This is a genomic window from Paraburkholderia fungorum (genome assembly GCF_046026025.1).
GTDB classification, from domain to species: Bacteria; Pseudomonadota; Gammaproteobacteria; order Burkholderiales; family Burkholderiaceae; genus Paraburkholderia; species Paraburkholderia fungorum_E.
Window position 1 is genome coordinate 45,399 of sequence record NZ_JAQQFL010000044.1, and the last position, 13,853, is coordinate 59,251.

Sequence of the window (13,853 nt, forward strand, 5' to 3'; positions counted from 1 at the left end):
CAGCGACTCAGCCACCGATCCACGCTCTCATTGGCGGCTGCAGAGATCGAGACGCGCGGCTGAGGTGGTGGCCGCCCGGCGCGTACGACGGCCGCGCAGCGCTTTGATACCCGCATTGAAGCCGATGCACAGCAGCGTGCCGATCAACAGCGCTGCGGCCACCCGCGGCAGCGAGACCGCGCCGTACCGGTCGATCGCAATGCCGCCAAACGCCCCGCCGCCCGCGATCGCGAGATTCCAGACCGTGACGATCATCGATTGCGCGACGTCGGCGCCCTCGCCCGCGGCACGCGCCGACGCCGTTTGAAAGAGCGTGGCGGCGCCGCCGAACGCAAGCCCCCACATCCCCACGCCTAGATAGACAGCCGCCGGCAGATCGCTCGTCAGACCGAGCATCACCACTGCCACGCCGAACAGCGCGACGCTGATCAGCGTTAACCGACGCAGATGCCGGTCCACCAGCACACCGACGATCGCGATACTCACGAGCGCCATCACGCCGAACACGAGCAACACGGCATCCACGCGCTGCTGCAAATGCGCGAGCGCGAGGAACGGCGAGATATAGGTGTAAAGAATGTTGTGCGCGAGCACGTAAGCGAACATCACCGCGAGGACTGCCTTGAGGCCTGGCGAGGCGAGCACGCCGCTCAACGTGGTGCGCCGTCCGGCTGCCTGACCGGCGAAATCGGGCACCTGCCAGCGTACCCAGCCGAGTAGCACGATCGTCAGCACGCTCATCGCGCCAAACGTGTAGCGCCAGCCAATCGCAGCGCCCATCAGCGTCCCAAGCGGAATGCCGAGCGACAACGCCACCGGCACGCCCGTCATCGCCACCGCGATGGCCCGGCCTTGCAGACGCGCGGGCGCCATGCGCGCCGCGTAGCCGGCGAGCAGCGCCCACAACAGACCGGCCGACACGCCGGCAAAGAATCGCGCGACCAGCGTGAGCGTGTAGTTCGTCGACAGCGTCGTCACCGTATTCACGACGATGAAGCCCGCGATCGCCATCAGCAGCAGCGGACGACGGCGCCAGCCGCGTGTCGCGATTGCGAGCGGAATCGCCGCCAGCAAGGACCCTGCGGCGTACACGGTGACGAGTTGCCCAATCAGCGCCGCCGACACCCCGAAGTCGCCGCTCATTTCGCGCAGCAGGCCGGCGGGCAAGGCCTCGGTGAGGATCGATGAAACCGGCCGTGGCGAGCGCGAGCAAACCCGACAGCGGCAAGCGCTCAGCCTCTTGCGCTGACGGTGCAGATGGCGTCGATTGCGCCGATTGCGCTTGAAGCGGCGCAGCGTGGCGAGAAGAGCGGGACGGCTCGGACAATTCGGACATGGCGGCTCCAATAAAGGGGGGTGCGGTCATCATACGAATCCGGCAACCGGAGAAAAACTGGGATAGAGTTCCTCAGTCTGCGGACATTTATGTCCGTAATTGGAGGCAACGGTGGAAAGTCTGAGCGGGTTCCTGGTATTCGTGCAGGTGGCCGAAACACGCAGCTTCGTCACCGCCGGGCGGCTGCTCGGCGTGTCGGCGTCGGCGGTCGGCAAGCGCATCGCGCGTCTCGAAGAACGTCTCGGCGTGCGGCTCTTTCATCGCAGCACGCGCAGCATCACGCTCACCACCGACGGCATGCAATTTCTCGAACGCAGCCGGCGCATCCTCGCCGAGATCGAAGCGGCGCAACTGGAGATGTCGCAAAGCGCCGGCTCGCCGCGCGGCCGCTTGCGCGTGAGTCTGCCGCTGGTCGGTTCGCTGGTGCTGCCGGTGCTCGCCGATTTCATGGTGGCGTATCCGGAGATCGAACTGGATCTGGACTTCAGCGACCGCGTGGTCGATGTGATCGATGAAGGTTTCGACGTGGTTGTGCGCACGGGCACATTGGCGGATTCACGCCTCGCCGCGCGGCAGATCGGTTCGTTCGGCGAGGTGCTGGTCGCCGCACCGGCCTACTTTGCCCGGCACGGCACGCCGCAAAAACCTGCCGATCTCGCGGACCATGTTTGTCTGCACTATCGCTATCCGACGAACGGCAAGCTGGAAATCTGGCCGTTGCGGCACGAAGCGGGCGAGCGCGAGGTGCGTTTGCCTATTTCGATGGTTTGCAACAACGTCGAAACGCGCGTGTGCTTCGCAATGCGCGGCCTGGGAATCGCCTGCATGCCGGATTTTTCGGTACGGCAAGCGCTGAAAGACGGCGTGCTTTGCACCGTGCTCGACGACTACGTGGAGCGGGTGATCGACCTGAGCATCGTCTGGCCGGCCGGACGGAGCGTGCCGCCCCGCTTGCGGGTGTTCATCGATTTCATGGCCGCGCGACTTCTCGCGGATGGCGCGCCGTGACGATGAGCGCGTCTCACGTAGCGCGTGAGTAAATTACACGGCCACAGGCTCTCGCGCGGCGCCACCCTGGAACAACGCGGAAATCGCATCCGTCGACAACGGCTTCGCAAAATAGAAACCTTGCATCTCGTCGCACGCACGCTCTTTGAGGAAGTCGAGTTGCGCCGACGTCTCCACCCCTTCCGCAATCACCTGCAATTTCAGCGAATGCGCGAGCGCGATGATCGCCGAGGTGATCGTTTCGTCGTCGCCCGACACGCCGATATCCGACACGAACGAGCGGTCGATCTTCAAACGGTCGACCGGGAAGCGCTTCAGATAACTGAGGCTCGAATAGCCGGTGCCGAAGTCGTCGATGGCAAGACCGATGCCGAGCGCGTGCAGCTCGTTGAGCATCAACACCGCTTCTTCGGCATTGCGCATGATGGTGCTTTCGGTCAGCTCGAGTTCGAGGTACTGCGGCTCGAGCCCCGTCTCGGCGAGCACCTGCATGACGAGCTTGGCGATATCGCGCTGCTGGAAGACACGCGCCGACAGATTCACCGACACCCGTGCCGGCGGTAAGCCTTCGTCTTGCCACGCCTTGTTCTGGCGGCACGCTTCGCGCAACACCCATTCCGACAGCGGCCCGATCAGGCCACTCTCCTCGGCGACCGGAATGAACAGCGACGGCAGCACCAGGCCGACTTCCGGATCGTGCCAGCGCACCAGCGCCTCGGTGCCGACGATCTGCCCGCTCCCGATATCCACCTGCGGCTGGTAGTGCAGCAGGAATTCGTTGTCGCGCAAGGCGCGGCGCAAACGTCGTTCGAGATTCAGGCGCGCACCGGCGCTCGCATTCATCTCCGGCTGATAAAACTGGAACGTATTGCGGCCCATGTCCTTCGCGCGATACATCGCGAGGTCGGCCTTTTTCATCAGCGTTTCCGCGTCTTCGCCATCCTGCGGAAAGAGGCTCGCGCCCATGCTGCAGCCCACGTACAACTCGGTGCCGTCGAGCCACACCGGCTCGGAAATCGACGCGCGCACCCGCTCCATCCACGCGATCAGAGACTGCTCGTCGACGGTGTCGGTCATCACGATCACGAACTCGTCGCCGCCGTGCCGCGCGACCGTGTCGCTGGTTCGCGTACAACGCGCGAGCCGCTCCGCCACCACGCCCAGCAAGCGGTCGCCGACGCTATGGCCAAGGCTGTCGTTGACGTTCTTGAAACCGTCGAGATCGATGAACACAACCGCGACACCCTTGTGATGCCGATGCGCGACGATCAACGCATGCTGCAGGCGATCGCGCAACAGGTTGCGATTCGGCAGCCGCGTAAGACTGTCGTAGTTGGCCTGGTATTCGAGCTGCTCCTGATAGCGGATCAGATCGGTCACGTCGTTGATCACGCCGATGTGATGCGTGATCACGCCTTCCGCGTTCGGTACCGGCGCAATGAACAGCTGATTCCAGAACAGTGCGCCGTCCTTGCGATAGTTGCGCACCACGGCGCTCACCTCGCGGTTCGCGGCAAGCGCCTGGCGGATCAAGGCCACGCCTTCCTGGTCGCGGTCGTCGCGCTGCAGCACGCGGCAATCGTGGCCGATCACCTCGGCGGGATCGTAACCCGTGATGCGCATGAACGCGGGGTTCACATATTCGATCAGATTGCCCGACGGCGACGGCGCGGTAATCAGAATTGCGTTGACGCTGGCATCGAGCGCGCGGCTTTGCAAACGCAAGGCCAGATCGGCGCGCTTGCGTTCAGTAATGTCCGTGTAGGAGCCGAGCACGCCGATCACGCGACCGTCGCCGTCGGTGAACGGCAGCTTGCTCGTGACCGTGGTGCGATGCACGCCGTCGATCACCAGGTCGACTTCGAAATTCATTTTCGGCACGCCGGTGGTCACCACCTCCTTATCGTGCTCGTTCAGCAGACTGGCGAAGGCGCGCCATGGCATGTCGTTGTCGCTCTTGCCGACCACCTGCTCTGGATAAGACAGTCCCGCGTCGCGCGCGAACGCCATGTTGCAGCCGAGATAGCGCGACTCCTGATCCTTCCAGAAAATCCGCTGCGGAATGTTGTCGATCACCGTTTCGAGCATCTGGTTCGAACGCTGCGCCTCGGCTTCGGCGTTGATCTGTTCGGTGACGTCGTCAGCCAGCACGAAAAAAGCTGCACGGCCCACGAAGTTGAGCGCGTGATACGAAATGTCGGCGCTGATCATCGACCCGTCCTTGCGCCGGTGATGCCAGACCCCCGCCATCGTGCGGCCGTGGTGCAGGACGTCGCTGCGCTGCAGGTGCGATTCGAGGCGCGAGATTTCCGCCTGCGGCCGGATCGCGCGAATCGTCATACCAAGAAATTCGCTTTCCGAGTAGCCGTATTGCTGGATCGCAGCCGCATTGACGGCGAGAAAGCGCAGCGTCTCGCGGTCGAAAATGTACATCGGCACCGGATGATCGTCGAACAGGCCACGAAAACGTTCGTCGTTACGACTAAGCGCGCGGACGGTACGCAGCTTCTCGCGCGCCCGGCTTTCGCGCGCGCCGAACGTGAAGATCAGGAGCGCGCTGCCGGCCAGCATCGTCACGATCAGCAGGAACATGGCGCGCTGGGTTTCGTTCGCTGACGCCACAAGCGACGCCTGCAACAGGTCGTTTTCCTGCTTGCGCAGCGCGGCGAGACTGGCCTCCACACGGCCGAGCCCCAGCCCGAGGTGTGTATAGGTCGACGCCGCCCACGCGCGCGACTCGTTTGGCGTGGCGTTGGCGCTCTTCAACAGCGCATCGTCGATATCGTGTTGCAGCGCGTGGCTGTCCGTGCTCAGTTTGGCGAGCGTGCCGAGCAGAGCCGGTTCGCCGGCGAGCTCTTTGCGCAGCGCGCGCTCCACATTGGCCAGCGAGCTCGCCATGGCAGCGGCCTCGGTGACAGGCGCAGCCTCGCCCGAGGCTTCGAAACGGCCGAGCGCGGCCAGCCCGCTGTCCAGTGCGGTATGGTAGGCGTCGAGATTCTGACGCACGCTCGTCGAACGCAGCATGCGCGCGTCGGCGTCACGCTGGCCGCAAATCTGCGTATAGGCGACGAACGCATTCGCGCCGACCGCCGCGGCGACGACTGCCAGATTGATCAGCAGCCGCTTCGATAGAAAAGGAGTCATGGGTTCCGAACGTCAATCGTTCTGAGGGCGGGAGCGCGAGGTCGCTTTCGGTGTGTCGGATCACACCGGGTCGAATCTTTTTACGCGCCAACCCATGGATAACGGCAGGGCTCGGAACAGATTGAGGGGTGGAGGAGAAATAATTAGGGGATTGGGTTGGGGGCGCGTGGTTGGGGCCACGTGGCGAGCCCCTCCCTGGCCGGCCGCACCTGGCCGGCCGCGCCTAGCCGGCCGCGCCAAATTCCTTCATCGCGGGAACGAAGTCGTGGTTGCTTTCGGGCTTACGCGACAATTTGGCCAGTACATAGCGCTTGAACGGCTCGAGTTCGGCCCACTGAGCAACACCCGGCACGGCCATGCCGGCCAGTCCGGCCTGATGCGCGACACCCTCGGGTACGGCATCGGTGCGGCGCCAGACGGGCGCTGCCTCGGGCGTGAACCACTCGGGCTCGACATTCGCGTGCGTGCGCAGCATTTCGAACAGCGCGTGGTCGAAATTCGGCTCGATTTCCGTGTCTTCCTCGACAGGAAATCGCGCCAGCAGCTTGCGGTCTTCGAGTGGCAGCAACTGCCATTGCTCAAGCGTGATGCGCAACCCGAAACGATCGAGATTGAAACGCACCGACATCGGGATAAAAGTGAAATTCTCCGAAGACGCGACTTCGAAGTTGAACAGAAGCGGTGCTTCGTTGAGTGCCATGACAGTATTCCCCTTTGGTGGCGGGCGACACGCAAGCCCAGCTTGAGGTATTTTAGAACCTTATTCGCACGATAGCGGTGTGGTCTGGTGCTGCTTCGCGCCGCCGGGCAAGGCTGCAAGCCGCTCGAACGCGCGCGGCATGAAAGGAGTGAAATCGCTTGAACGAACTGGAAACAGCCGGACAGCCCGGCGCCGTGGAGCGCGAGGTGCGCCGGCATCGCGGCGCGGCGGTCGAAACCGTCACCGATCACGTCGGTCAGGAATGGCCGGTGGCGCTCGTCTTCAACGGCATCTCGCACGCGGTGATGATGTGCACGCCGCGCGATCTGGAAGCGTTCGCGGTCGGTTTTGCGATTTCGGAAGGGATCGTGGAACGGGGCAGCGACATTCAGGACATCGAGGTCGAACTGCACGACGATGACGAATTGCCGCATGCCGAAGTGCAATTGAAGGTCGTGCAGCAGGCCTTCGTCGCGCTGAAGGAAAAACGCCGCGCGCTCGCCGGGCGCACCGGCTGCGGTGTATGCGGGATCGAAAGCATCGATCTGCTGGATCTGGAACCGGAACGCGTGCCGGACACGGGTTTTCTGCAACGGCTTGCGCCGGATGCGATCGCTCGTGCCGCGCGCGAGTTGCCGGAACACCAGGCGCTCACGCGTCTGACCGGTGGCCTGCATGCCGCCGCATGGTGCGACGCGGCAGGCGCGATTCGCTACGCGTTCGAAGACGTTGGCCGTCACAACGCGCTCGATAAGCTGATCGGCCAGTTAGTGCTCGACCGCGCGGATACCCGTGAAGGTTTTGTGTTTCTGTCGAGCCGCGCCAGCTACGAGCTGGTGCGCAAGGCGGCGCGCGTCGACGTGCCGATGGTCGCGACGATCTCGGCGCCGTCGTCGCTGGCGATTGCGATTGCCCGCAAAGCGGGCGTACGGCTTGTCAGCTTCTGCCGGGAAACCAGCTACGTCGATTACGACACCGCGCTGTCGGCACAACCTTGAGCGCCTCAGGCGCCTGACTTATTTTCAGGCGCCTGAATCCACCCGCCGCGCAACCCGTTCAGTCGAACTGCCGGAAGTCCGGCTTGCGCTTCTCGAAGAACGCCTTGAACGCCTCGCGCGCTTCCGGCGCGAGCAGCATCTTGCCGAAGTGCACCGCCTCCTCGGCCATCTGCGTTTGCAGTTCCTGCTGGCTCGCCCGCTTCATCAGACTCTTCGTCACCCGCAGCGACGAAGCCGGCAGCGCAGCCAGCTTTGCCGCCTGCGCGACGGCGAAGGCTTCGAGTTCAGCCGCGGGCAGCACGCGATTCACGAAGCCCATGCGCTGCGCTTCGGCGGCGTCGAATGCTTCGCCGAGCAGCAGCTTTTCCGCCGCGGCCTGATAACCGGCCACGCGTTGCAACAGCAAACTCGACGCCGCTTCCGGACACAGCCCGAGCTGGCTGAACGGCAGCGAAAAGCTCGCCGTATTGGCCGCATAAACCAGATCGCAGTGCAGCAGGAGCGTCGTGCCGATGCCGACTGCCGGTCCCGCCACCGACGCCACCACCGGCTTTTCCGCCGAGCTGATGGCGCGCAGGAACTGGAATACCGGCGAGTTTTCGCCGCCGGGCGGCGTCTTCATGAAGTCTTCGAGATCGTTGCCGGCGCTGAAGATGCCGGCGCTGCCGCGAATCAAAATCGCCCGGATCGATGTGTCGCCGTGTGCTTCGACCAATGCGTCGGCCATCGTCTGATACATCGCGGCCGTGATTGCGTTTTTCTTGTCGGGACGGTTGAAGGCAATCGTCAGCACGCCGTCGGCGCGCTCGACCAGAATATCCATCGTCATCTCCTCGTACTCCTCATTGCTGCTGAATGGAAAAAACGGTTCGCAAGCCGGGTGGCCTGCGAACCGTTTCCGCGGTCCTTAAGGGGTCGCTGCAAGGATCACTGTCAGGACCTGGGCAAACACGCTTACAGACGTTCGATGATGCCCGCCGCACCCATGCCGGTGCCGACGCACATCGTCACCATGCCGTACTTGAAGTTGCGGCGGCGCAGGCCGTGCACAACCGTCGACGCACGAATCGCGCCCGTCGCGCCCAGCGGGTGGCCGAGAGCGATCGCGCCGCCAAGCGGGTTGATCTTCGACGGATCGAGACCGAGGTCCTGAATCACCGCCAGCGATTGCGCGGCGAACGCTTCGTTCAGTTCGATCCAGTCCATGTCCTCGATCTTCAGGCCGGCGGCCTTCAACGCGGCCGGAATCGCTTCCTTCGGGCCGATACCCATGATTTCCGGCGGCACGCCGCGCACGGCGAAGCTGACGAAACGGGCGAGCGGCGTCAGGTTGAATTCCTTCAGCATCTTTTCCGACACGACGATCAACGCGCCCGCGCCGTCCGATGTCTGCGAGCTGTTACCCGCCGTCACCGAACCCTTGTTCGCGAACACCGCGCGCAGTTTCGCCAGACCTTCCAGCGACGTTTCCGCACGCGGACCTTCGTCGAGCGCGACCTCACGCGTCTTCACCTTCACTTCGCCCGTGGCGAGATCGGGGAAACGTTCGGTAATCGTGTACGCCGCGATTTCGTCGTTGAACTCGCCGGCCTGCTGCGCGGCGATGGCACGGCGATGCGATTCGACCGAGAACGCGTCTTGCGCTTCACGGCTGATCTTCCAGCGCTCGGCGACCTTCTCTGCCGTCAGGCCCATGCCGTAGGCGATGCCGATGTCTTCATTGCGATCGAAGATATGCGGCGACATCGACGGCTTGTTGCCCATCATCGGCACCATGCTCATCGATTCGCAGCCGCCTGCGATCATCGCGTCCGATTCGCCCACGCGAATCCGGTCAGCCGCCATGGCGAGCGCGGTCAGGCCCGAAGCACAGAAACGGTTCACCGTGACGCCGCCCACCGTGTTCGGCAGGCCCGCCAGCAGTGCGCCCATGCGCGCGACGTTCAACCCTTGTTCCGCTTCCGGAATCGCGCAGCCGATGATGGCGTCTTCGATCACCTTGGTATCGAGGCCCGGCACTTGTGCCACGGCCGACCTGATCGCGTGCACCAGCAGTTCGTCCGGGCGCGTGTTCTTGAACATCCCGCGCGGCGCCTTGCCGATCGGCGTGCGGCTCGCGGCGACGATGTATGCGTCTTGCAATTGCTTTGTCATTTAAAGCTCCTTTGTCGACGGGAGTTAGCGCTTTAGCTGTCGACCAGAGTTCGCGCTTTAGCGCGTTACTCTGGTCCCATGCAAAGCTCTTACTCCCGTCCCATGCAATTTATTGCACTTAGTTGCGCACCGGCTTGCCGGTTTGCAGCATGCCCATGATCCGTTCCTGCGTCTTTTGCGTGCCGAGCAGATCGACGAACGCCTGACGCTCGAGTTTGAGCAGCCATTCTTCGTCGACGAGGCTGCCTGCTTCCACATCACCACCGCACACCGCTTCCGCGATACGGCCGGCAATCAGGTAATCGTGCTCGCTGATGAAACGGCCGTCGCGCATGTTGACGAGCGAAGCCTTGATGGTTGCGATCGCCGAACGACCGGCCACCGGCACCTGCGTGACACGCAGCGGCGGACGATAGCCCGCGGCGGACAGCGCACGCGCTTCCTTCTTCGCGATGTCGAGCAGTTCGAACACGTTGAAGACAATCGTGTCGGACGGCTTCAGGTAGCCCATGGCGCCGGCGTCGAGTGCGGAGGCCGAGACCTTCGCCATCGCCGCGTTTTCGAACGACTTCTGCACGAACTTGAGCAGGTCGTTGGTCGCGCCGGCTGCGGTCGCGGCTTCCGCTGCGCGCAGTGCCGCTTCCTTCAGACCGCCGCCGGCCGGGACGAGACCCACGCCGACTTCGACCAGACCGATATAGCTTTCAATGTGCGCCACGCGCTTCGCGCTATGCAAGGCCAGTTCGCAGCCGCCGCCGAGCGCGATGCCCGACACCGCCGAGATGACCGGCACGCTCGCGTACTTCACGCGCAGCATGCCTTGCTGGAATTTCTTCACGAACGGCTCGATGCCCTTCGCGCCGCCCATCATGAACGCGGGCATGGCTTCTTCGAGGTTCGCACCCGCGGAGAACGGGCCGCCCGGCGTACCGAGTTTCAGCGACGTGGGCTGCCACACGACCAGACCCTTGTAGTCCTTCTCAGCCAGGTCGATCGCTTGCGTCAGACCGTCGATCACCGACGGTCCGATCGTGTTCATCTTGCTCTTGAACGACACGATCAGCACGTCGTTCTCGCCTGCACGGTCGTCGACCCACGCGCGCACGGCGTCGGTTTCGAACAGCGTCTTGCCGTAGGTCTTCGGATCGGCTGCCGTTTCGCCAACCAGCGGCGCACGGAACACCTGCTTGTCATACACGGAGAGCGACGAACGCGGCACGAACGTCTTCGAAGCCGGCGACCACGAACCTTCGTTCGTATGCACGCCGCCCTTCTCGGCAACCGGGCCTTCCAGCACCCACGACGGCAGCGGCACGTTCGACAATGCCTTGCCCGCCGCGATGTCTTCCTGCACCCATTCGGCGACCTGCTTCCAGCCGGCCGTCTGCCAGCCTTCGAACGGACCTTCGTTCCAGCCGAAACCCCAGCGAATCGCCAGATCGACGTCGCGCGCGTTGTCGGCGATCGACTCCAGATGCACGCCGATGTAGTGATACACATCGCGGAAAATCGACCACAGGAATTGTGCCTGCGGGTGCTCCGATTCGCGCAACAGCTTCAGACGCTCTGCCGGCGGGCGCTTCAGAATACGGCCGACCAGTTCGTCCGCCTTCGCACCACCGTCGACATACGTGCCCGTCTTCGGGTCGAGCACCTTGATCGCCTTGCCTTCCTTCTTGTAGAAACCGCCGCCGGTTTTCTGACCGAGCGCGCCCTTCTTCACGAGTTCGGCCAGCACGGGCGGCGTTTCATAGACCGGGAAGAACGGATCGTCTTTCAGCGTGTCCTGCATCGTCTTGATGACATGCGCCATGGTGTCGAGACCGACCACGTCCGCCGTGCGGAACGTTGCCGACTTCGCGCGGCCCAGACGCGAGCCCGTCAGATCGTCCACTTCGTCAAAGCGCAGGCCGAACTTCGCGGCCTCGGTAATCACTGCGAGGATCGAGAAAATACCGACGCGGTTGGCGATGAAGTTCGGCGTGTCTTTCGCCCGCACAACGCCCTTGCCGACCACGCTCGTCAGGAACGATTCGAGTTGATCGAGAATTTCCGGACGCGTCGTCGCGGTCGGGATCAGTTCGACCAGGTGCATGTAACGCGGCGGATTGAAGAAGTGCACGCCGCAGAAGCGCGCCTTCAGTTCATCCGAGAACCCGTTCGACAGTTCGGTAATCGAAAGACCCGACGTGTTGGTCGCGAAGATCGCATTCGGTGCGATGTGCGGCGACACCTTCTTGTACAGGTCGTGCTTCCAGTCCATGCGTTCGGCGATCGCTTCGATCACGAGATCGCACTCGGCGAGCTTCTCGATGTCGTCGTCGTAATTCGCCGGCTGGATGTATTGCGCGTCGTCTTTCACGCCGAACGGCGCGGGCGACAGCTTCTTCAGATTCTCGATCGCCTTCAGGGCAATCGCGTTCTTCGGGCCTTCTTTTGCAGGCAGGTCGAACAGCAGCACGGGCACCTTGGCGTTGATCAGGTGCGCGGCGATCTGCGCGCCCATCACGCCGGCGCCGAGCACGGCTACCTTGCGAATGATCAGATTGCTCACGTTGTTCCTCCGGGGAGTTATGCGGTGTCGCGAATGGGTCTCTTACGTTCGCGATGTGTGGCTGGTGGCGGTGGAAGACGCCACGCCGCTTGAGGGCGTGGCGCTTGCCGTAAGGTAGGTGCCTTAGAACAGCGACTCTTCGACGTCCATCATCGACTTCGAACCGGCGCGCGCCTGACGGATCGTCATCGCCGTTTCCGGCAGCAGCTTCGCGAAGTAGAAGCGTGCGGTAGCCAGCTTCGCCTTGTAGAACGGATCGCCCGATGCTTCGTTATCCAGCGCGATACGTGCCATGCGCGCCCAGAAGTACGAGAACACCAGGTGGCCGACGGTGCGCAGATACGGCACGGCGGCAGCGCCGACTTCGTCCGGGTTCTGCATGGCCTTCATGCCGATTTCCATCGTCAGCTTCTGGACCTTTTCGCCGATGTCGGCGAGCGGGTTGATGAACTCCTGCATTTCCGGCTTCACGCCTTCTGCTTCGACGAAATCCGACACCAGCTTGCCGAACTTCTTCATCTTGGCGCCCATGTCGCCGAGGATCTTGCGGCCGAGCAGGTCGAGCGCCTGAATCGCGTTGGTGCCTTCGTAGATCATGTTGATACGCGCGTCGCGCACGTATTGCTCCATGCCCCACTCGGTGATGAAACCGTGGCCACCGTAGATCTGCATGGCGTGGTTGGTGCTTTCGAACGCGTTGTCGGACAGGAACGCCTTCAGGATCGGCGTGAGCAGCGCGACGAGATCGGCAGCTTCTTTGCGCGCCGATTCATCGGCGTGCGACAGTTCCTTGTCGATGTGCAGCGCGGACCAGTACGAGAACGCGCGCGCGCCTTCGGCGTAGGCCTTCTGCGTGAGCAGCATGCGGCGCACGTCCGGGTGCACGATGATCGGGTCAGCGGCTTTTTCCGGCGCTTTCGGGCCAGTCAGCGAGCGCATTTGCAGACGCTCTTTCGCGTACGTGAGCGAGTTCTGATAGCCGATTTCGGTCAGGCCCAGGCTCTGCATGCCGACGCCCAGACGCGCGGCGTTCATCATCACGAACATCGCGTTCAAGCCCTTGTTCGGCTCACCGACCAGCCAGCCCTTCGCGTTGTCCAGATTGATCACGGCGGTCGCGTTGCCGTGAATGCCCATCTTGTGTTCGATGGAGCCGCACTTCACGCCGTTGCGCTCGCCCGGTTCGCCCGCTTCGTTCGGGATGAACTTCGGTACGATGAAAAGCGAGATACCCTTGGTGCCATTCGGTGCGCCCGGCAGACGCGCCAACACCAGGTGAACGATATTCTCCGCGAGATCGTGTTCGCCGCTGGAGATGAAAATCTTCGTGCCGCTGATCGCGTACGAGCCGTCGCTGTTCGGTTCGGCCTTGGTGCGCAGAATGCCGAGGTCGGTGCCGCAATGCGGCTCGGTCAGACACATCGTGCCGGTCCAGACGCCCGCGACCAGCTTCGGCAGATAGCGTTGCTGCAGTTCCGGCGTGCCGTGCGCGTGCAGACATTCGTACGCGCCGTGCGACAGGCCCGGGTACATCGTCCACGCCTGATTTGCCGAGTTCAGCATTTCGTACAGCGCGTTGTTGACGAATGCGGGCAAGCCCTGGCCGCCGTATTCCGGATCGCAGCCGAGTGCCGGCCAGCCGGCTTCCACATATTGCTTGTAGGCTTCCTTGAAACCCTTCGGCGTGGTCACGACGCCGTCGCCGACGTACGTGCAGCCTTCCTGGTCGCCGCTGTGATTGAGCGGGAACAGTACTTCGGAACAGAACTTGCCGGCCTCTTCGAGCACGGCGTTGATCGTGTCCGCATCGAGATCCGCGTGCTTCGGCATCTGCTTGATCTCGGCTTCGACGTTAAGCAGCTCGTGCAAAACGAATTGCATGTCGCGCAGCGGCGCGGCGTACTGTCCCATGACTCTCTCCAAAGTTTGACAAGGAGCCTGGCTATTAGCTCATCCGAC

At 63.2% G+C, this 13,853-nt stretch carries 8 protein-coding genes and 1 pseudogene; 2 read left to right on the forward strand and 7 right to left on the reverse strand.

Annotation, left to right across the window (positions count from 1 at the left end):
- Positions 1–27: 27 nt before the first annotated feature.
- A pseudogene (locus tag PQR67_RS33960) lies at positions 28–1,369 on the reverse strand (MFS transporter).
- A 78-nt stretch (positions 1,370–1,447) separates the two neighbouring features.
- Here PQR67_RS33960 and PQR67_RS33965 point away from each other — a divergent pair.
- A complete protein-coding gene (locus PQR67_RS33965) occupies positions 1,448–2,344 on the forward strand; it encodes a LysR family transcriptional regulator (protein ID WP_408467175.1) in 897 nt (298 codons plus the stop codon).
- Between the two features lie 33 nt (positions 2,345–2,377).
- Here the strand turns inward: PQR67_RS33965 and PQR67_RS33970 are convergent, their stop codons facing one another.
- Positions 2,378–5,488, reverse strand: a complete 3,111-nt coding sequence (locus PQR67_RS33970) for a sensor domain-containing protein (protein WP_408467176.1) — start codon at positions 5,486–5,488, stop codon at positions 2,378–2,380.
- 223 nt (positions 5,489–5,711) lie between these two features.
- The gene (locus PQR67_RS33975; RefSeq protein WP_120347551.1) at positions 5,712–6,188 is read right to left on the reverse strand and encodes a nitrate reductase associated protein; all 477 of its coding nucleotides are present in this window, start codon (positions 6,186–6,188) and stop codon (positions 5,712–5,714) included.
- Between the two features lie 158 nt (positions 6,189–6,346).
- Here PQR67_RS33975 and fdhD point away from each other — a divergent pair, with 158 nt between their 5' ends.
- Positions 6,347–7,186: a formate dehydrogenase accessory sulfurtransferase FdhD gene (gene fdhD, locus PQR67_RS33980; RefSeq protein WP_408467177.1), complete on the forward strand. Its 840-nt coding sequence runs from the start codon at positions 6,347–6,349 to the stop codon at positions 7,184–7,186.
- 58 nt (positions 7,187–7,244) lie between these two features.
- On the opposite strand, the gene PQR67_RS33985 is transcribed toward fdhD, so the two are convergent.
- The 4 genes from PQR67_RS33985 to PQR67_RS34000 form a co-directional block, all read right to left on the reverse strand.
- The gene (locus tag PQR67_RS33985; RefSeq protein WP_408467178.1) at positions 7,245–8,015 is read right to left on the reverse strand and encodes an enoyl-CoA hydratase; all 771 of its coding nucleotides are present in this window, start codon (positions 8,013–8,015) and stop codon (positions 7,245–7,247) included.
- Positions 8,016–8,140: 125 nt separating this feature from the next.
- A complete protein-coding gene (locus tag PQR67_RS33990; RefSeq protein ID WP_408467179.1) occupies positions 8,141–9,340 on the reverse strand; it encodes an acetyl-CoA C-acyltransferase in 1,200 nt (399 codons plus the stop codon).
- Between the two features lie 118 nt (positions 9,341–9,458).
- Complete coding sequence (locus PQR67_RS33995) at positions 9,459–11,894, reverse strand: 3-hydroxyacyl-CoA dehydrogenase/enoyl-CoA hydratase family protein (protein ID WP_408467180.1); 2,436 nt, start codon at positions 11,892–11,894, stop codon at positions 9,459–9,461.
- Between the two features lie 123 nt (positions 11,895–12,017).
- Complete coding sequence (locus PQR67_RS34000) at positions 12,018–13,805, reverse strand: acyl-CoA dehydrogenase C-terminal domain-containing protein (RefSeq protein ID WP_408467181.1); 1,788 nt, start codon at positions 13,803–13,805, stop codon at positions 12,018–12,020.
- Positions 13,806–13,853 lie beyond the last annotated feature (48 nt).

Coding starts and splice junctions, on each gene's coding strand:
- PQR67_RS33970 (WP_408467176.1), bottom strand. CDS start 5,488: ATGACTCCTTTTCTATCGAAGCGGCTGCTGATCAATCTGGCAGTCGTC.
- PQR67_RS33975 (WP_120347551.1), bottom strand. CDS start 6,188: ATGGCACTCAACGAAGCACCGCTTCTGTTCAACTTCGAAGTCGCGTCT.
- PQR67_RS33985 (WP_408467178.1), bottom strand. CDS start 8,015: ATGACGATGGATATTCTGGTCGAGCGCGCCGACGGCGTGCTGACGATT.
- PQR67_RS33990 (WP_408467179.1), bottom strand. CDS start 9,340: ATGACAAAGCAATTGCAAGACGCATACATCGTCGCCGCGAGCCGCACG.
- PQR67_RS34000 (WP_408467181.1), bottom strand. CDS start 13,805: ATGGGACAGTACGCCGCGCCGCTGCGCGACATGCAATTCGTTTTGCAC.